We start from the raw sequence: 18,738 nt of genomic DNA on the forward strand, positions 1-18,738 counted from the left end.
ATTGCGCAATTTTTATACAATCATCATGACTGATTAAAGCGAAAAATCGGTAACAGGTAGCGCTGAGACTGTAAAACAATAGCCTCCTGCGTATCAGCATCCAGTTGACGCCAAAGACGCTGATACCAGATATCATCACCTTCGCCACGTACCATCATGTTGCCTTCATAGGCTTGCAGAAACTTACTGCGCGCTTTTTGCAACGTTGCATCGTCATCTAACATGGCATCATTTGCGGTGTCATAACAGGTTTTTATCCATGCACCACCGCTTTCGGGCAATACCAGCAACGGTGACGACATGCCTTCCCGATACCCCTCAATGAGTTGCGACAGGTACAGCAACGCCTGTTCTGCATCCAGCGGCGGAAAACGCCATTCACCGTCTTTACGCAGGAACAATCGGCTCTCTCCCCTACCGCCACTGGCACAATAGACAAGATGTTCCAGCCAAAGTTGCACACCCTGCGCAATGCTTATCAAAGATGGGCGCCAGCGCAACAAACCGTCCTCTTGCACCTGCGGCAGCCAGCCGGTGATTTGCACGCCGTGACAGTTAAGATCGATTTCCATGCTCTGACAGGGCTGACGACAGGCGATAATGCGTTCAGCCAGCGACTGCATTTCCTGACGCTGCGTATCCCACAGAATTTCGCCAAACGGCCCATAGGGTAGCGCGCCCGCCGCACGAAAACGGCGGAACAGTCGTTCAGCATCGTTCTCTTCAACCAGCGTATTAAGCAATTGCTGATTAAGCTGGTAGCGGGTTAACCCTTCAAGAGTGAAAGGTTCCGTATCCGGGATCTCACTCTCTTCAGAGCGGAAGTTGACCCTTAAACGCATCTGGAAAAAGGCGCGTACCGGATGTGCCCAAAATCGCTGCAGCGTTTCCAGCGTTAGCGTTTCTGGCATTTCAAAGGGAAGAGGCTGCACAAAATCCGTGTGCGCTTTTCCTGACAGACTCGCCGCAGGCAGCCATTCCCGGGCATAGCTTTGCTGTTCGCCCGGCAAATAGTTTTGTGCATCAAAGGGCATACGGGTATGCAAACGGGTTATATGCGCTTTTACCCTTGCCTCGCTTTGATCACAGGTCAACGATTCATCGCCCGGCAGATAATGGCTTTGTCCAATGTAGTCCATCAGTTCTTGCACCAGCACCGACGGGAAGCGCTCGCTGTTATCCTGAATAGAGCGGCCAATGTAGCTGATGTAGAGCGTCTGCTGTGCCGAGATTAATGCTTCGAGGAACAAATAGCGGTCATCATCGCGACGACTGCGGTCACCCCGCATCGGTTTTTGGCTCATTAAATCAAAGCCCAGCGGCGCAAGCTGACGCGGATAAACCCCATCGTTCATACCCAGCAGGCACACCACTTTGAACGGAATGGAGCGCATCGGCATCAGCGTACAAATGTTAACGGGCCCCGCCAGGAAGCGCTGGCTGATGCGTTCCTGGTCAAGGCGCTGGGCTAGCTCATCACGCAACAGAGAGAGCGGTATAGCATCGCCGTACTCAGCCCCTAAACCTTCGGTAATAATGGCCTGCCACTGCTGTTCAATCAGCGTCATTGCCGCTTCGGTGTCCGCGTCCGGTAGGAAGAAATCATTAAGCATTTCCCGACAAACGGGTAGCCACTCTTCCAGCGGACGTTCCTGCGCTAACCCTCTACGCCAGAGATTAAGCTGCATCAGCAACGAGGCCAGATGCCCTACCAGCTCGGCAATCAGGCCGCTGGACTCATCGTAAGGCAATACCGATTGCCACTCGCCCTGCGAGCTTTCCATCGCGTAGCCGAGCAGCATACGCGTTAAACCAAATTGCCATGTATGCTGACCTGTAGGTGGAAGTTCCAGTTCACGCACGTTATCGTCGTCAATTCCCCAACGAATCCCGGATTCATTGACCCATAAGCGAAGATAGCGCAACCCTTCTTCATCAATGTTGAAACGCGCCGCCAGCACGGGAACATCCAGTAACGCCAGGACATCCTCTGAGACAAAACGGCTATCCGGCAGCGACAGCAGGCTGATAAAGGCCTGTAAGACGGGATGAGACTGGCGTGCCCGACGGTCAGATATTGCATAAGGTAAGTAACGCTCGGCTGGCGCGCTACCAAAGACCGACTGAATGAATGGGCTGTAGCTGTCGATGTCCGCCACCATCACGATAATATCGCGCGGCGTCAGCGTTGGGTCCGCTTCCAGCATGGCCAACAGCCGGTCATGAAGAATTTCCACCTCGCGCTGTGGGCTATGGCAGACATGGAAAGTCACGCTGGTGTCGTTCAGCTCAAGCCGGCGTTTATTGTCGCTACGGGAATATTCTTCCAGCGTAACGCCCGCCACGGCATGACTTTCAAGTTCCAGAATATCTGATTGAATATTATGCAAAAGGTTGTCAGGCGTAATGTCGACAAACGCATCCAGTTCCTGACTGTTTTCCAGCTCCGAAAGCAAATAAATGTAATCACGCCCCAGCTTGCCCCACGAGGCCAGCATCGGGTTGCCCACATCCTGTTCGCCATCGCTGTTAAATAATCCTTCGGCTTTCTGATTATCACGAAACAGCGGCAGATGCCGTTCTTCAAAGCTGTGCCGACGCTGACGTGCCATCAGCTTCGCCAGCCAGGCCGGATCTTTAATATCCCCCCAGTAGTAGCGACAAGGGTTGGTAAACAGCAGATGAATATCAATGTGCTTACCCAGCGCCTGCAATGCCTGCAAATAAACCGGCGGCAGCGCCGAAATACCGCAAATAAAGACACGAGAAGGCAGCCCCTGCGGACATTCAGACGCATTTTCCAGGGTCTGAATAAATCGCTGGTATAAATTGGCACGATGCCAGCGCGGCAGACCCAATTCCGCGGTGTATTCCACCAGCGCTTTCCACAACGGTGCCTGCCAGGCCTGAGACTCGCCAAGTCCCTCAACCTGTCGCCCCGCTTCCCACTGGGTCAACCAGTCAGGGCGGTAGACTAAATACTGATCGAAAAGGTCAGCCGCGCGCGAGGAAAGCTGAAAAAGCTTACGTTTATCAGTGTCGTCCGTCAGATAGTGGCGTAGCAATGCGAAGTCATCGCTATCCAGCAATTGTGGCAACAGCGTCATCAACTTCCAGCTCATGCTCTGTTTGCTGAACGCACTCTCTTTCGGGATATCCGGCAGCACGCGCACAAACATATCCCAGATAAAACTCGCGGGCAGCGGAAAATCGATATTGGCGGCAATACTAAACTTCTGTGCAAGAGTCATTTGTAGCCACTGCGCCATACCGGTACTTTGAACCAGGATCATCTCAGGCTCAAAGGGGTCGTCCAGCCGCTCGCGCTCAACGATAAATTCCATTAACGCTTCCAGCACATCCAGACGGTTGGAGTGGTAGACCCTTAACATAGCGACTCCTGACTACTGACGATTCGGGCAATGCAGACGCGTCATCTGACCCTGCCTGCCGAGGGGTGAAGAAATTATAACGTTGATGCTGACACATCCCGCTCTCGTTGTCTGCATTCGGTTAGCCTGCCAGTTCACAGGCGATGAAAACGGGTACAGCTGGGTTTGCTGCCAGGCGTGGCGCCAGAGTTGCTGATACTGGTTTCTGATGATAAAGCTGTTCATTAGCACCCGCTGGTATCCTGACAACGCGGTCACAATCATGATCATTAGTACCATTGCCAGCATCACTTCCGGCAGACTAAAGCCACGCTGTCTGTTCAGGGGATCTGGCATAACGTCTGCTCCTTTAGTGGACAAAAATCGCTCCAGCCACGCGCCGAGAATTCTATGTTGCCATCAATAACCCCCCCCTGACGCCATAACGATATCCCTTCATAGTGGGCAATAAGCAGCACATAATTATTGGTAAGCCGGCGCAGGCAAACCGCGGCATCCTGCGTGGGATCTCGCCGACACTGTACGGCGGGTTGTAAGCGCCAGGGCTGCGTACGCCCCCATTCCATCGCGGATTGCACTACCGCCTGACGCTGCAGCGCCTGACTTTGTGTGACCACACGCGCAGCAAAACTGGCCTCCTGTCTGCTAACGCCTTGCAGCAGCAGACTACCGAGCACCAGCAGCAACAGGACCATTGCCAGAGAAGATACGCCTCGCTCACGGTTCACAGGTTGAATCCCGTAACGCTGTAGACCGCTTCAACAACTTTTTGTGGTTCGTCATTGCTCACTCCACGCAAACGCAGCGTAAGAAGCGGGGAATATCCGCTGAAATTCAGCCTTTCAACCTGAAATGCCTCAATCTGTATCGTGGCCGGATCGGTCATTTTGTCCCATCCTTTGCCAGTGCAGCCGGTGGCTCCACGCACGGTTTCCAACACCTTGTCCTGTAAACGAAACCCAATAGAATCAGCCTCTTTCACGGGACCGCTTTCCCAAACGCCATTGCTGTTGGCATCCCAGCGGGCAATAACACAGTCTCCCTTAGCCGATATCACCAGTCCCTCTCCGACACAGTTTCCCCGGCAATACCCCGCCCGCTGAAGATGCTTCGCCACGGTGTAGACCCGCTGCCATATTTCATCTTCCAGTACTAACTGGCGCGTGTTACGCAGAATCTCTCGCTGTAGCGCCGGTAAAAATCGTGCTGAGCTAAGCAATAAAATACTGCTAATCGCCATGGCAATGAGCATCTCCAGCAGTGAAAATCCCCGTTCATTTACTGACATAATCTGGCCTCATCACGCTCGCAAAGCCTGATTCGCCCCCAGCCAGACACCACCACGCGCCATTCCCCAGTCGCATTTTTCAGGCGTATATGTCCGGCCCATGCCGTATTGCGCAGTCCAAAAAAGGCCAGTGAAGGTGTTATCTCTGCCATTTCGACGTCGTCCCAGGGTGGTGTAAAAACCAAAGACGAAACGGGTCGGCACGTGGTTTGCGAAGCCGCAGAGCTGACAAAACACCATGATGTGCCATCCCGAATCACGCTTATCACGTGATCGCGGTTACGCCAGTTAGCATCTTCACGCAGTTGCAGCAGGTAGTCCCGCACCTGGCAGGCGGTCTGCCACAGCCGCTGTTGCTGCTGCCAGCGCTGCCAACCATACAGCCCAGATGCACCAAGCGCCGCGACAATCAGCATCGCAATCAGGGTTTCGAGAAGCGTGTAACCTTGTTGTTTTTTCATGTCGCCAGTATGGCGTGAGGAAAATGAATAACGAGCGGGAAATTCGGTTTCTACGGCGAGCTATGGGGAATATTTAGCGCGTTACAGGCCGTTGCAATATTTCAGGAATCCGCGCCGAAGAACGCGATTTGAGACAAAAAAAACCGACGCACATGGGCGTCGGTTGTGACAGCATGAAACAGGTTAGATAGCTACCGGTGCTTTAATACCCGGGTGCGGATCGTAGCCTTCAATTTCGAAGTCTTCGAAGCGATAGTCAAAGATTGATTCAGGCTTACGTTTGATAACCAGTTTCGGCAGCGCGCGCGGTTCACGGCTAAGCTGCAGATGCGTTTGATCCATATGGTTGCTGTACAGGTGCGTGTCGCCGCCGGTCCAGACAAAATCACCCACTTCCAGATCGCACTGCTGCGCCATCATGTGTACCAGCAAAGCGTAGCTGGCAATGTTAAACGGCAGGCCGAGGAACACATCGCACGAACGCTGATACAGCTGGCAGGAGAGCTTGCCATCCGCCACGTAGAACTGGAAGAACGCATGGCACGGTGCCAGCGCCATTTTATCCAGCTCACCGACGTTCCATGCTGAAACGATGATGCGGCGAGAGTCCGGATCATTTTTCAGCTGGTTTAGCACGGTGGTGATCTGGTCGATATGGCGACCATCTGGCGTAGGCCACGCGCGCCATTGTTTGCCGTAAACCGGGCCTAAATTACCGTTTTCATCCGCCCATTCGTCCCAGATTGAGACGTTGTTTTCATGCAGGTAGGCAACGTTAGTATCGCCCTGCAAGAACCACAGCAGCTCATGAATGATCGAGCGTAAATGGCAGCGTTTAGTCGTAACCAGCGGGAACCCTTCCTGCAGATTAAAACGCATCTGATGACCAAAAATGGAAAGCGTTCCGGTTCCGGTACGGTCGTTTTTCTGTGTGCCTTCATCCAGCACTTTTTGCATCAGTTCTAAATACTGTTTCATGGTTCCTCAGGAAACGTGTTGCTGTGGGCTGCGGCGGTACGCCCAAACCATCATAATAATGCCTGCGACAATCATCGGGATAGAGAGGATCTGCCCCATGCTGATGTACTGTACCCAGGTGCCGGTAAACTGCGCATCCGGCTGGCGGAAGAATTCAACAATAATACGAAACGCGCCATAACCAATCAGGAACAGACCGGATACCGAACCCATCGGGCGCGGTTTGCGAATGTACAAGTTCAGAATGATAAACAGCACAACGCCTTCCAACGCCATCTCATAAAGCTGTGAGGCGTGGCGTGGCAGCGAGCCGTAGGTATCAAAAATAGACTGCCATTGCGGGTTAGTTTGCAGCAGTAAAATATCTTCGGTACGGGAGCCGGGGAACAGCATGGCGTACTTGAAGTTCGGGTCAACGCGTCCCCACAGCTCACCGTTGATAAAGTTGCCCAGACGCCCTGCACCCAAGCCAAACGGAATCAGCGGGGCAATGAAATCAGAAACCTGGAAGAACGAACGCTTAGTGCGTTTGGCGAAGATGATCATCACCAGGATCACACCGATAAGTCCACCGTGGAAGGACATACCGCCGTCCCAGACGCGGAACAGATACAGGGGATTATCGAGGAATAACGAGAAGTTATAGAACAGTACGTAACCAATACGCCCACCGAGGAAAACCCCGAGGAAGCCCGCATACAGTAAGTTTTCTACTTCATTTTTGGTCCAGCCACTGCCCGGACGATTCGCGCGGCGCGTCGCCAGCCACATCGCGAAAATAAACCCCACCAAATACATTAAGCCGTACCAGTGAAGCGCGACGGGGCCGATTGAGAAAATGACCGGATCGAAATCCGGAAAATGCAGATAGCTACTGGTCATCTGTCACCACAAGTTCTTGTTATTTCGCTGAAGTCAGACAGCAATTGATAAGCGCGCCTGCATAATGCAGGCGCTCCAAAGGTGCGAATGATAGCACAAGGGGTTAGAAGCGGATGCCGGGAAGATGTAAAAGATCTGTATAGGTAATCTCTCTCCCCCGTAATACCTGATAGCGCTACGCTTATCAGACCTACAATCCCCCGCGAATCAAGCCCCCCATGCCACGACGCTCCATGAAGGCCGCTACCTGATGGCGTACTTCCGTTGCCATCTGTGCCTCCAGGCTGCGCTGCGCCAGCGTTTGCGCCTCATCAAAATCGATATGACGCAGCAGATATTTTACGCGAGCGACAGAACGACCGTTCATCGACAAATGACGGAAGCCCAAGCCGATCAGAATGGCTACACACATCGGGTCACCCGCCATTTCACCGCATAAGCGCAAATCAATACCGCTTCTTTCGGCTTCCTGCGCAATCATCGCCAGCGCACGCAACATCCCCGGATGCAGGCTGTCATAAATGCTGGCTACCCGTGTGTTGTTACGATCGACGGCCAGTATGTACTGGGTAAGGTCGTTGGTTCCGACCGAGATAAAGTCTATCCGGTTTGCCAGATGCGGCAGCATGAACACCATCGACGGAACTTCCAGCATGATGCCAATGCGCGGTTTAGGGATCTCATAACCGATCATCTCCTCCACTTCGCGTCCGGCGCGTTCAATCAAACGTCGCGCTTCGTCCACTTCATCGATGCTGGTTACCATCGGCAGCAAAATGCTCAGGTTTCCGGTTGCCGCATTCGCACGCAGCATGGCGCGAACCTGGATCAAAAAGATCTCCGGCTGATCGAGCGTTATGCGGATCCCGCGCCAGCCGAGGCACGGGTTCTCTTCGCTGATCGGCATGTAGGGCAGCTGTTTATCGGCACCGACATCCAGCGTACGCAGGGTCACCGGCTTGTCGTTAAACATTTGCAGCATACCCTGATACTGCGCAACCTGTTCTTCTTCCGAAGGAAAACCACTTTGCAGCATGAACGGGATTTCGGTGCGATAGAGGCCAATGCCGTCGATTCGGCTACCCAGCTTTTCTTCATGTTCCGGGCTGAGACCCGCATTGAGCATCACCTTCACGCGCTCGCCGCTTTTCAACTGTGCTGGCTGGTTGACGTCGTCTTCCGCCAGGCGGCTCAGCTCAATTTCTTCACTGATAAGACGCTGGTATTCCTGGATCAATACCGGTTCCGGATCGACCAGCAGTTCACCGCGATAACCGTCCACCACCAGCGTACGGCGATGCAGTACCGACGGCTGGATATCGGCCCCCATGACGGTAGGGATACCCAGCGCACGCACCATAATTGCCGCATGAGAGTTGGCTGCGCCGTCCCGGACAACCACGCCAACTAACCGGTCCTGAGGAAGCTCCGCCAGCGTGGTCGCCGAAAGTTCGTCCGCCACCAGCACAAAGCGTTCCGGCCAGGCATTTGGCCCCTGGATAGAGTCATCAAGGTGGAACAGCAGACGCTGGCCCAGCGCGCGTAAATCTCCGGCCCGCTCTTTGAGGTAGTTATCGCTCAGCGCAGCGAACTGTTCGGCAAACTTTTCGATGATCGTTTTAACCGCCCACTCGGCCACCGAACCGTTATCCACTTCCGCAAACAGCTCGCGGCGCAGACGGGTATCGGAAAGCAAGTGCGAGTAAAGATCAAAGATCGCCGCCGTTTCTTTCTGCGCCCCAGCGGTAAAACGCTTGCTGTAGCGGCGGAATTCGTTCGCCGCCTCTTCCAGCGCACCGGTCAGTCGCTCGCGTTCAAGCACAGGATCCAGCGTTGAAGCCTGGTAGACCTGTTCCATCAACGGCAGCGTCGCATCCTGCCAACCTTCGGCTATCGCCACACCGGGAGCGGCAGGCAGCGCACGGATGCGCGTTTGACGGTACTGGCCGAACAGCGCGTTTAGCTGCGACTGCGAAAGTATGGCCGCCATTTGCGTGGCGAGCGTGACGAGGAAAGACTCTTCACTTTCATCGTACTGACGCAGTTCACGCTGCTGCACCACCAGCACACCTAAAAGCTGGCGACGCTGAATGATCGGTACGCCTAAGAATGCACGAAAACGCTCTTCTTTTACCGAAGGAATGTATTTAAAGCTGGGATGTTTTTGCGCATCGGCGAGGTTGATAGGTTCCGCCAGCCTGCCAACCAGGCCAACGATACCTTCATCAAACGCGAGTGCGACAGTGCGACCACGTGGTTTTTTTAGTCCCCGGGTCGCCATGAGGTAATAACAACGTCGATCGTGATCGGCCAGATAAACCGAACAGACCTCTGTATCCATCGCAAGACAGATGTCGGTAACCAGTATATTCAGCGCTTCGTTCAGACGCGGAGCACTGGCCACCTTTTCGACTATTTCGCGCAGGCGGGTGAGCATAATTTGCGTAGCTTAACCTCTTTTACGTCTGTACGCAGGTGCGCTTTGTGGCTTAGGAGTGCTCTCCTGAAGCGCCATGACAACACTTGCGAATTCTTTCATCACCCTGCGATAGACATCGCGTTTAAATGACACCACCTGTCGAACCGGATACCAGTAACTCACCCAGCGCCAGCCGTCGAACTCAGGTGTACTGCTGGTTTGCATATTGATTTCAGCATCGCTGCTGACCAATTGCAGAAGAAACCATTTTTGTTTCTGGCCGATACAAACCGGCTTCGTGTCCCAACGCACCAAACGTTTCGGTAACTTGTAACGCAACCAGTTACGAGTAGAAGCAAGGATCCGTACATCTTTACGACTGAGACCCACTTCTTCAAAGAGTTCCCGGTACATCGCCTGCTCTGCTGTCTCTCCTGCGTTGATCCCACCTTGTGGGAATTGCCAGGAGTGCTGACCAAATCGCCGGGCCCACATGACCTGCCCCTGGCGGTTACAAATTACTATCCCTACATTCGGGCGGTAGCCATCGTCATCAATCACCGGACTACCTCAACATAAACCTTATATACAAACGATTGTTTCACACTCCTGAGGGGCGGTAAACCACTCTGTTAAGGGTGCGATATTCTAATAACAATTGAATAACTCACAGTTAAAGGCCGAGTTATAAACAGAAGAAGGGCAAGCAAGGCGATTTTATTCACCTTTTCTGTGGATATAGTTGTGAAGAAGTACGGAATTACTATGGGAAAACCCAGAACAGTCCGAATAAGACATTCGTCACATATCAAAAATACTCTTATACATTCATAAAGTTAAAACCGATCCACGCAGATAAACACACAGAAATGTGATGTGCATCACGCATACGATCTTCACGCTGATGAAAGATCGACCAGCGTTGGTTTTATCCACAGATTATGCCAATAAGTTAGGCACAATTTGTGTGAAAATTCGATTTTCGTCGCACGTCAAGGCTGTAAATTGAAACAGTAGTGGGGGTTTTTCACAGTTATCCCATCTTTCTGTGGATAACATGGTGTAAGATCCTGTTCATTGTCAGTGACCAGAATTGGAAAACCCGCTTCGCTGTTGCGCAACTCTGCGAACGTGAATCTAAAAACCAATATAAATCATAGAATTGAATAAAGCATGTGGAAAAAGATAAACTCTGTCCACACGGTATAAAATCATTGCTCATTTTTTCACCTAAGGGTTAACCCGATGCCAGAACTCCGTCCGTTGCTTTCTCCCCCTGAATCTGAAGCCCAGTTGCTGAGCCAGGCACGGCAGCTTTCGGGCTACGCGTTAGGAGAATTAGCGGCAATGGCGGGAATCGTTACGCCGAAGGATCTTAAGCGCGATAAAGGCTGGATTGGCGTCCTGCTGGAAATCTGGCTCGGTGCCATCGCGGGCAGTAAACCAGAGCAGGATTTTGCGGCGCTGGGCGTGGAGCTGAAAACGATCCCTGTGGACAGTCTTGGCAGACCGCTGGAAACCACCTTTGTGTGTGTGGCGCCGTTAACCGGCAATACCGGCGTCACCTGGGAAACCAGCCATGTACGGCACAAACTCAAACGTGTTCTGTGGATCCCGGTAGAAGGCGAACGCAGCATCCCTCTGGCTGAGCGCCGCGTCGGCTCTCCCCTGCTGTGGAGCCCGAATGAAGAAGAAGACCGGCAATTGCGTCTGGACTGGGAAGAGTTAATGGACATGATTGTGTTAGGACATGTCGAACGCATCACCGCTCGCCATGGGGAAGTACTGCAACTGCGTCCTAAAGCCGCCAACGCCCGCGCGCTTACCGAGGCCATTGGCGCCAACGGCGAACCCATCCTGACCCTGCCACGCGGCTTTTACCTGAAAAAGAACTTCACCCGCGCATTGCTTGAGCGACATTTCTTGTTCCAGGCGCAATAGGCACCGTCCGGCCTTTCACCCGCCGCGTTACGGGCCTATAATTACCGCTTCTTTTTTTTGGCAGGACTTTGTTCGATGTTATTTGCATGGATAACCGATCCTAACGCCTGGCTTGCGCTCGGTACGCTGACGCTGCTGGAGATCGTTCTTGGGATCGACAATATTATTTTCCTTTCTCTGGTTGTAGCCAAACTCCCGACAGCGCAACGCAATCATGCCCGACGTATTGGGCTGGCGGCGGCGATGATCATGCGTCTGGCACTGCTGGCTTCTATCGCCTGGGTAACGCGGCTGACAAACCCGTTATTCGAGCTGTTTGGCGAGGCGATATCAGCACGTGACCTGATCCTTCTGCTGGGGGGATTGTTCCTGATCTGGAAAGCCAGCAAGGAGATCCACGAATCCATTGAAGGTGAGGAAGAGGGGTTAAAAACCCGCGTATCTTCTTTCCTGGGCGCGATTGTGCAGATCATGTTGTTAGACATTATCTTCAGTCTGGATTCCGTGATTACTGCGGTTGGCTTGTCCGATCATCTGTTTATTATGATGGCGGCGGTGGTGATTGCCGTAGGCGTGATGATGTTTGCCGCGCGCCCAATTGGCGAGTTTGTCGATCGCCACCCTTCGGTGAAAATGCTGGCGCTCTCGTTTCTGATTCTGGTCGGTTTTACGCTGATTCTGGAAAGTTTCGACGTCCACGTTCCGAAGGGATATATCTATTTCGCCATGTTCTTCTCTATCGCGGTAGAGACCCTGAACCTGTGGCGTAATAAAAAAAATCCGCTCTGATGAAATCCATCGCTCCCCGCAAGGGGAGCGAATGCCAGCCACACCTACCCCTTCTCACAGTTTAAGATTTTACTGCTTTCACCCTGCACAACTTCGCGTTATTACTAAACTATTGTCAGACGCAGGCCATGTGAGGATAAGCAGATGAAAAAATGGGCAGTTTTGATTTCCGCCGTAGGACTGGCTTTTGCCGTTTCCGGATGCAGCAGCGATTATGTAATGGCGACAAAAGATGGTCGAATGATCCTGACCGATGGAAAACCAGAAATTGACGATGATACCGGTCTGGTGAGCTATCACGACCAGCAGGGCAATGCGATGCAGATTAACCGTGATGATGTGTCTCAAATCATTGAACGCTGATGGTTGAGGTCAGCAGCGCGCTGGCCTTAACAATTTTACTTCCCTTTTTCTCTTCCCTCAGCCATTTTTATAATCCTTATGTCGTGATTATAAAAAGGAAACGGCTATGCAATATCACCGTATACCCCACAGCTCGCTGGAAGTCAGTACACTGGGGCTGGGCACAATGACGTTTGGTGAACAAAACAGCGAAGCCGACGCACATGCACAGCTCGATTATGCCGTAGCACAGGGCATTAATTTGATCGACGTTGCCGAGATGTATCCGGTACCGCCGCGTCCTGAAACCCAGGGTCTCACCGAAACCTACGTAGGTAACTGGCTCGCCAAACACGGCAGCCGCGAAAAGCTGATCGTTGCGTCTAAGGTCAGCGGACCATCACGTAACAACGACAGCGGCATTCGACCGAATCAGGCGCTTGACCGTAAAAATATCCGTGAAGCGCTGCACGACAGCCTGAAAAGACTGAAAACCGATTATCTGGATCTGTATCAGGTTCACTGGCCGCAGCGCCCGACTAACTGTTTTGGTAAGTTAGGCTACAGTTGGACAGACTCCGCGCCGGTCGTTTCCCTTCTCGATACGCTGGACGCACTGGCCGAGTTTCAGCGCGCCGGGAAAATTCGCTACATCGGCGTTTCTAATGAAACCGCGTTTGGCGTGATGCGCTATCTGCACCTGGCGGACAAACACGATCTGCCACGCATCGCCACCATCCAGAACCCCTACAGCCTGCTGAACCGCAGCTTTGAGGTTGGACTGGCTGAAGTGAGCCAGTATGAAGGCGTTGAGCTGCTGGCCTACTCTTGCCTGGGCTTCGGTACGTTAACCGGGAAATACCTGAACGGCGCGAAACCTGCCGGTGCACGCAATACGTTGTTTAGTCGTTTCACGCGCTACAGCGGCGAGCAGACGCAGAAAGCCGTTGCGGCCTATGTGGATATCGCGAAGCGCCATAATCTGGATCCTGCGCAAATGGCGCTGGCATTCGTGCGTCGTCAGCCGTTTGTCGCCAGCACTTTGCTGGGCGCCACGACGATGGAGCAGCTAAAAACCAACGTTGAAAGTCTGCATCTGGAGTTGAGCGAAGAAGTACTGGCGGAGATTGAAGCGGTGCATCAGGTGTATACCTATCCTGCACCGTAACAGTTAGCGCCTGATGGCGCTACGCTTATCAGGCCTACAAAGTGAGCATCCTGTAGGCCGGATAAAGCAACGCCGCCATCCGGCATCAGCATACAACAGACTAATGGCGGCGCTGCCAAATCCACAGCGCCGCAATCGCCAGCGCAAACAGCGCACCAAATCCAATACCAATCGCAACAGCCGGGATCCCCACCAGCACCGCCAGTGAGTAAATACCGAGCATCAACAGCATCGCACTGTTTTCGCCCAGGTTTTGCACCGCTATCGCATTACCCGCGCCGACGCTTTTCTTACCCCGTTCCTGCAGCAACGCATTCAGCGGCACCACAAAGAAGCCACCCGACACGCCGATAAGCATCAGCAATGCGTAGGCCGGAAGCAGCGAATGTTGAAGAGAGAAAATCAGCACCACGACGCCAATCAGGATCCCCGCAGGCATACAGCGCGACACGGTTTCCAGCGTTACGAGCTTCGCTGCCGCACCCGCACCGACCACAATCCCGATCGCTACCATGGCATTGAGGTAGGTCGGCGTGGCGTTATCGGTGATGCCGAGCGCCACCGGGACCCACAGCACCAGCAGAAAACGCAGCGTAACGCCCGCGCCCCAAAAAAGGCTGGTTCCCACCAACGAGAAGCGTGTTTCACCGTTGCGCCACAACGATGAAGCCGCACAGAAGAAACTGCGCGTCATTTTCCCCAGATTCCAGGACTGGCCAGGACGAGCCGCGGCCAGTTTCGGGATATACAGGTTAGCCACCACCGCGCCAGCATAGGCCAGGGCACAGGCAGAAAGCGCGGCAATCACGTGCCAGTCGGCCAGAACGCCGCCGGCGACAGAACCGAGCAAAATCGCGGCAATGGTGGAGGCTTCCATCAGGCCGTTAGCCTTCACCAGTTTGTCGCCGGTAGTCAGTTCACCGAGAATGCCGTACTTGGCCGGTGAATATGCCGCCGCGCCGATCCCCACCAGGGTATACCCAAGAAACGGATTAATGCCGAAGCAAATACTCGCCGCGCCCAGCAGTTTCAGAGCGTTCGCGAACATCATCACCCTGCCTTTGGCAAAGCTATCCGCCACCTGTCCCACAAAGGGGGCAAAAAGGATGTAAGCGCCCACAAACACCATTTGCAGGATTGGCTGACTCCAGTCCGGATAGAATTGTTCTTTCAGCAACGCCAGCGTAGCAAACAGCAACGCGTTATCGCCAAACGCCGACAGGAACTGCGCGGCGATAACGGACATCATCCCTTTGGACCAGATTGAAGTGTTAGTGTGCACTGACTCACTCATGTTGTTTTTCCGGCTCATCGACCCAGCTTTTCAGCGTAACAAAATCCGGCTTACCACTGCCGAGTAAGGGGAGTTGCTTCAGATGGCGAATATCACGCGGTACGGCGAGTTCAGGTACACCGTGCGCCCGCGCATACTGCTGTAGTTTTTCACGCGTGAGTTCGCTATCGGTAGTGAACAGCACCAGCGCCTCACCTTTGCTGGCATCACTCTTGATCGCCGTGGCGTGCATTTTGTCTGCAGATACCGCCAACGCAAGTTGCTCAACCATTTCCAGCGAAACCATCTCTCCGGCAATTTTAGCGAAACGCTTAGCGCGCCCCTGAATCTGTACAAAGCCGTTTTCATCAAAGCGCACGATGTCTCCGGTGTCATACCAGCCGCGCTCAATCTCACCTTGCGCATTCTCTGCTGTCGGCACTTCCAGCACGCCAGGTTTTTCGACGCGCAAATAGCCGCTCATAATATTAGGACCTTTCAGCTGTAAACGCCCACCGTCCTCAATTCCCGGAACGGCCAACAGTCGAGCATCCATACCAGGCAAGATGCGCCCTACCGTTCCCGATTTTGCCGCCATTGGTACGTTAATCGACACAACCGGCGCACATTCCGTCACGCCATAGCCTTCAAGAACGCGCAGGCCAAATTTCTCCTGCCACAGCTGCTTTGTGCTGTCCTGAAGTTTTTCCGCTCCCGCCACCACATAGCGCAGGCGGTGGAAATCGTACGGATGCGCAAAACGCGCATAGTTGCCGAGGAACGTTGAAGTACCAAACAACACGGTGCAGTTCCGGTCGTATACCATCTCTGGCACAATGCGGTAATGCAGCGGGCTGGGATAAAGAAACACTTCTGCGCCAGTCAGTAGCGGCGTGAATAATCCCACCGTCAGGCCAAAGGAGTGGAACAGCGGCAGCGCCGACATAAAACGGTCATCGGCGGTGAAATCGGCAATCGTTTTGATCTGCTCAACGTTCGCCAGAATGCTTTTATGACTGTGAACCACGCCTTTCGGATGGCCTTCTGAACCAGAAGTAAAGAGGATCACCGCAGCGTCTTCCGGCTGCTGCTTCACCTGCGCTAGATGAGGTGCCAGCAGATGTGAGAAAATCCACAGCTTATCGCTGAAGGTCACATCAGCTTTTAAGTCTTCCAGATAAACCCAACGCACCTGGGTGAGCTGTTCCGGTAAATGCCAGAGTTTGCCTTTATCGAGAAACTGTCGGGATGTGAAGATCGTTTTAATTTCAGACGCAGTAATGGCGCTGGTTAATCCTTTCACGCCCGCGGTGTAGTTCATCATGGCCGGAATGCGTCGACGCGCAATGGCGCCAAAAATAACCGCCGCGCTGATCCCCGCGTTTGGCAGCATCAGGCCGATTTTTTCACCTTCGACGCTGTATTTTTCCAGAATACGGGCCACAAAGAGCGTCTTTGTCAGCAGTTTGCGGTAGCTGTCCGGGGTAAAGTTAACATCTTCAATGCAGTTTTTGCCTGCGCCAAAACGGTATTTCGCCGCCAGCAGCGACTCGTATAGCGTTTCACGCGGACGAACCGCCATGCGTGCTTCCATCATAATTTGATGCAGCATCTCTCCGGCAATTTTGCGGCGATCGCGAGCACGCGGAGCTTCCGGCATCGGCAGTTGTGTGGGCGGTAGGATGTGTAAGCGGATGCGCGGGAAGAATCGCTGTTTAACCAAACCTTTCAGGCGGCTAAAGCGGGAAAGCTCTGCGCCTTCAATGCGCACAGGAACCACCGTCGCCCCCGACTTTGCGGCGACAAACCCCGCGCCGTCATAAATTTTCATTAACGAGCCGGAGGTCGAAATACGTCCTTCCGGGAAAATAACCACCGGACGGCCCTGTTCGACCAGACGAACCAGATGTTTAATCGACATCGGTTTGGTTGGATCTAACGGTACGAAATCAATCAACGGGGTTAGCCAGCGCATATACCATTGCTGGCTGATCGAGGTGTAAACAGCGAAGACGGGACGAATCGGTAAAAAGAGCGCCAACAGGATGCCGTCTATAAATGAGACATGGTTGGGAGTGATTAGAACGCGTTCTCCCTGTAGCGCGCTGACATCGCCCGTGACGCGAACGCGGAAAAGCACGCGAAACAGATTACGAAAAAAGCCAAATAGCATCTCAACTCCCTGTGCCATTAATTATATAAACATCAATGGTGGGAGAGTATACGAGTTGGGGAATGGGCGCGACAGGTAACTGGTAAATACAATCCGAAAAAAAACCTGCGCATCCGCGCAGGTTGGTGCAAGAGACAGGTACGAAGTGCGTACCGAATAATCTCACCAATCAATACCTCTGGGATCTTGATTGTGGTCGTCAGCAGCCAGATACGCCAGTGCGAAAACGCAAAGGAATGAACCCAAATGCAACGAGTTGTGTAAATTATCGGTTACTGTTACAGATAGGCTGAAGGTAAAAAAAAACCTGCGCATCTGCGCAGGCTGGTGTAATTCTAGTGATCAACCCGAAAGTTGATTTCACCTATCAATACCTCTGGGATCTCAACTCTAGCAATCTGCTCAGTTCCCTCACCAGCGAACAATCGCAACAGCACATCGCAAAGTGTAAGCAAAAATTAGCATTTTCTATTTTCTGTCTTACTTCGCTCGTGTGCGCTCACATTTGCGACGTTCTGACGGGCAATCTGCTTGAACAGCCAGCCATTTTCCGTAACACTGACGGAATGTAAGCGTTTACCCACAACAGGTACTATCATGGCGACCATAAAGGATGTAGCCCGACTAGCTGGTGTATCAGTCGCCACCGTTTCTCGAGTGATTAATGATTCCCCTAAAGCCAGCGAAGCATCGCGCCTGGCCGTAACGAGTGCAATGGAATCACTCAGCTACCACCCCAACGCCAATGCGCGTGCGCTGGCACAACAATCCACTGAAACCATCGGTCTGGTGGTAGGTGATGTGTCCGATCCATTTTTTGGGGCAATGGTTAAAGCTGTCGAGCAGGTGGCGTATAACACCGGTAATTTTTTACTGATTGGTAACGGCTACCATAACGAACAGAAGGAACGACAGGCGATTGAACAGCTCATTCGCCACCGCTGCGCAGCCCTTGTTGTCCACGCAAAAATTATCCCGGATGCTGAGCTGGCATCACTCATGAAGCAAATCCCCGGCATGGTATTGATTAACCGAATTCTGCCGGGATTCGAACAACGCTGCGTTGCCCTTGATGACCGTTTCGGCGCATGGCTCGCAACCCGACACCTCATTCAGCAGGGCCATACGCGCATTGGCTATCTGTGCTCCAATCACACGATTTCAGATGCGGAAGATCGTCTGCAAGGCTATTACGACGCGCTGGCAGAGAGCAATATTCCTGTCAGCGATCGACTAGTAACGTTTGGTGAACCGGATGAAAGTGGCGGTGAGCAGGCCATGACCGAGTTACTTGGCCGTGGCAAAAACTTCACTGCGGTAGCCTGCTACAACGACTCAATGGCGGCTGGTGCCATGGGCGTATTGAATGATAACGGCATTGATGTGCCGGGAGAAATCTCGCTGATTGGTTTTGATGATGTGCTGGTTTCCCGCTACGTGCGCCCGCGTCTGACCACGGTGCGCTACCCGATCGTGACGATGGCAACCCAGGCAGCCGAACTGGCGCTCGCGCTGGCGGAGAAGCGTCCCGTGCCTGAAATTACCCACGTTTTTAACCCAACTCTGGTGCGTCGCCATTCCGTTTCGACGCTGACAGAGCCGGGGAATTCATCGTCAAACGAATAACCAGGA

Annotated in this window: 16 protein-coding genes; 5 read left to right on the forward strand and 11 right to left on the reverse strand. The window is 53.1% G+C overall.

All coding sequences use genetic code 11. From position 1 onward, the window contains the following. Positions 1-23 precede the first annotated feature (23 nt). The 9 genes from recC to rppH form a co-directional block, all read right to left on the reverse strand. Positions 24-3,392 (reverse strand): exodeoxyribonuclease V subunit gamma, encoded by a 3,369-nt coding sequence (gene recC / locus OGY67_RS08000; protein WP_286573848.1) that lies wholly within the window; start codon positions 3,390-3,392, stop codon positions 24-26. A 12-nt stretch (positions 3,393-3,404) separates the two neighbouring features. Beyond that, positions 3,405-3,728: a prepilin-type N-terminal cleavage/methylation domain-containing protein gene (locus OGY67_RS08005; RefSeq protein ID WP_048236697.1), complete on the reverse strand. Its 324-nt coding sequence runs from the start codon at positions 3,726-3,728 to the stop codon at positions 3,405-3,407. Beyond that, on the reverse strand, positions 3,713-4,120 hold the full coding sequence (locus tag OGY67_RS08010; RefSeq protein WP_167820634.1) for a DUF2509 family protein: 408 nt from the start codon (positions 4,118-4,120) through the stop codon (positions 3,713-3,715). The genes OGY67_RS08005 and OGY67_RS08010 overlap by 16 nt, the downstream gene beginning before the upstream one ends. Continuing rightward, on the reverse strand, positions 4,117-4,680 hold the full coding sequence (locus tag OGY67_RS08015) for a prepilin peptidase-dependent protein (RefSeq protein ID WP_137377707.1): 564 nt from the start codon (positions 4,678-4,680) through the stop codon (positions 4,117-4,119). Before OGY67_RS08015 ends, OGY67_RS08010 begins: the two co-directional genes overlap by 4 nt. After that, a complete protein-coding gene (locus tag OGY67_RS08020) occupies positions 4,671-5,141 on the reverse strand; it encodes a prepilin peptidase-dependent protein (RefSeq protein WP_060683297.1) in 471 nt (156 codons plus the stop codon). The genes OGY67_RS08015 and OGY67_RS08020 overlap by 10 nt, the downstream gene beginning before the upstream one ends. A 183-nt stretch (positions 5,142-5,324) precedes the next feature. After that, positions 5,325-6,119 carry a thymidylate synthase gene (thyA, locus tag OGY67_RS08025; protein ID WP_003033990.1) on the reverse strand — a complete coding sequence of 265 codons (795 nt, stop codon included), beginning with the start codon at positions 6,117-6,119 and terminating at the stop codon, positions 5,325-5,327. A gap of 6 nt (positions 6,120-6,125) precedes the next feature. Then, a complete protein-coding gene (gene lgt / locus OGY67_RS08030) occupies positions 6,126-7,001 on the reverse strand; it encodes a prolipoprotein diacylglyceryl transferase (protein ID WP_100271949.1) in 876 nt (291 codons plus the stop codon). Positions 7,002-7,191: 190 nt separating this feature from the next. Continuing rightward, a complete protein-coding gene (gene ptsP, locus OGY67_RS08035) occupies positions 7,192-9,438 on the reverse strand; it encodes a phosphoenolpyruvate--protein phosphotransferase (RefSeq protein ID WP_198801783.1) in 2,247 nt (748 codons plus the stop codon). A 12-nt stretch (positions 9,439-9,450) separates the two neighbouring features. Beyond that, complete coding sequence (rppH, locus tag OGY67_RS08040) at positions 9,451-9,981, reverse strand: RNA pyrophosphohydrolase (RefSeq protein WP_003825602.1); 531 nt, start codon at positions 9,979-9,981, stop codon at positions 9,451-9,453. Positions 9,982-10,665: 684 nt separating this feature from the next. Between rppH and mutH the strand changes: the two genes are divergently transcribed. The 4 genes from mutH (at position 10,666) to OGY67_RS08060 (ending at position 13,660) form a co-directional block, all read left to right on the forward strand. After that, positions 10,666-11,361, forward strand: coding sequence for a DNA mismatch repair endonuclease MutH (gene mutH, locus OGY67_RS08045; protein ID WP_219987657.1), 696 nt, complete (start codon positions 10,666-10,668; stop codon positions 11,359-11,361). 75 nt (positions 11,362-11,436) lie between these two features. After that, positions 11,437-12,150: a TerC family protein gene (locus OGY67_RS08050; protein ID WP_003033961.1), complete on the forward strand. Its 714-nt coding sequence runs from the start codon at positions 11,437-11,439 to the stop codon at positions 12,148-12,150. Positions 12,151-12,294: 144 nt separating this feature from the next. Next, entirely contained in the window at positions 12,295-12,513 is a 219-nt protein-coding gene (gene ygdR, locus OGY67_RS08055; protein WP_000758660.1) for a lipoprotein YgdR, read from the forward strand. 106 nt (positions 12,514-12,619) lie between these two features. Next, the gene (locus OGY67_RS08060) at positions 12,620-13,660 is read left to right on the forward strand and encodes an NADP(H)-dependent aldo-keto reductase (RefSeq protein ID WP_003825597.1); all 1,041 of its coding nucleotides are present in this window, start codon (positions 12,620-12,622) and stop codon (positions 13,658-13,660) included. A 100-nt stretch (positions 13,661-13,760) separates the two neighbouring features. Here OGY67_RS08060 and lplT read toward each other — a convergent pair whose 3' ends face one another. Both lplT and aas read right to left on the reverse strand, forming a co-directional pair. Beyond that, positions 13,761-14,954: a lysophospholipid transporter LplT gene (gene lplT, locus OGY67_RS08065; RefSeq protein WP_071446044.1), complete on the reverse strand. Its 1,194-nt coding sequence runs from the start codon at positions 14,952-14,954 to the stop codon at positions 13,761-13,763. After that, positions 14,947-17,106 carry a bifunctional acyl-ACP--phospholipid O-acyltransferase/long-chain-fatty-acid--ACP ligase gene (aas, locus tag OGY67_RS08070; protein WP_286573849.1) on the reverse strand — a complete coding sequence of 720 codons (2,160 nt, stop codon included), beginning with the start codon at positions 17,104-17,106 and terminating at the stop codon, positions 14,947-14,949. The genes lplT and aas overlap by 8 nt, the downstream gene beginning before the upstream one ends. A 597-nt stretch (positions 17,107-17,703) precedes the next feature. Here aas and galR point away from each other — a divergent pair. Then, complete coding sequence (gene galR / locus OGY67_RS08075; RefSeq protein ID WP_048215625.1) at positions 17,704-18,732, forward strand: HTH-type transcriptional regulator GalR; 1,029 nt, start codon at positions 17,704-17,706, stop codon at positions 18,730-18,732. Positions 18,733-18,738: the final 6 nt, after the last annotated feature.

The sequence above is a fragment of the Citrobacter sp. Cpo015 genome, from assembly GCF_030333035.1.
GTDB classification, from domain to species: Bacteria; Pseudomonadota; Gammaproteobacteria; order Enterobacterales; family Enterobacteriaceae; genus Citrobacter; species Citrobacter portucalensis.

Bases quoted from the DNA above. Each gene is read 5' to 3' on its own strand.
- recC (WP_286573848.1), bottom strand. From the start codon at position 3,392: ATGTTAAGGGTCTACCACTCCAACCGTCTGGATGTGCTGGAAGCGTTA.
- OGY67_RS08005 (WP_048236697.1), bottom strand. From the start codon at position 3,728: ATGCCAGATCCCCTGAACAGACAGCGTGGCTTTAGTCTGCCGGAAGTG.
- OGY67_RS08015 (WP_137377707.1), bottom strand. From the start codon at position 4,680: ATGTCAGTAAATGAACGGGGATTTTCACTGCTGGAGATGCTCATTGCC.
- OGY67_RS08020 (WP_060683297.1), bottom strand. From the start codon at position 5,141: ATGAAAAAACAACAAGGTTACACGCTTCTCGAAACCCTGATTGCGATG.
- thyA (WP_003033990.1), bottom strand. From the start codon at position 6,119: ATGAAACAGTATTTAGAACTGATGCAAAAAGTGCTGGATGAAGGCACA.
- lgt (WP_100271949.1), bottom strand. From the start codon at position 7,001: ATGACCAGTAGCTATCTGCATTTTCCGGATTTCGATCCGGTCATTTTC.
- ptsP (WP_198801783.1), bottom strand. From the start codon at position 9,438: ATGCTCACCCGCCTGCGCGAAATAGTCGAAAAGGTGGCCAGTGCTCCG.
- mutH (WP_219987657.1), top strand. From the start codon at position 10,666: ATGCCAGAACTCCGTCCGTTGCTTTCTCCCCCTGAATCTGAAGCCCAG.
- OGY67_RS08050 (WP_003033961.1), top strand. From the start codon at position 11,437: ATGTTATTTGCATGGATAACCGATCCTAACGCCTGGCTTGCGCTCGGT.
- ygdR (WP_000758660.1), top strand. From the start codon at position 12,295: ATGAAAAAATGGGCAGTTTTGATTTCCGCCGTAGGACTGGCTTTTGCC.
- OGY67_RS08060 (WP_003825597.1), top strand. From the start codon at position 12,620: ATGCAATATCACCGTATACCCCACAGCTCGCTGGAAGTCAGTACACTG.
- lplT (WP_071446044.1), bottom strand. From the start codon at position 14,954: ATGAGTGAGTCAGTGCACACTAACACTTCAATCTGGTCCAAAGGGATG.
- aas (WP_286573849.1), bottom strand. From the start codon at position 17,106: ATGCTATTTGGCTTTTTTCGTAATCTGTTTCGCGTGCTTTTCCGCGTT.
- galR (WP_048215625.1), top strand. From the start codon at position 17,704: ATGGCGACCATAAAGGATGTAGCCCGACTAGCTGGTGTATCAGTCGCC.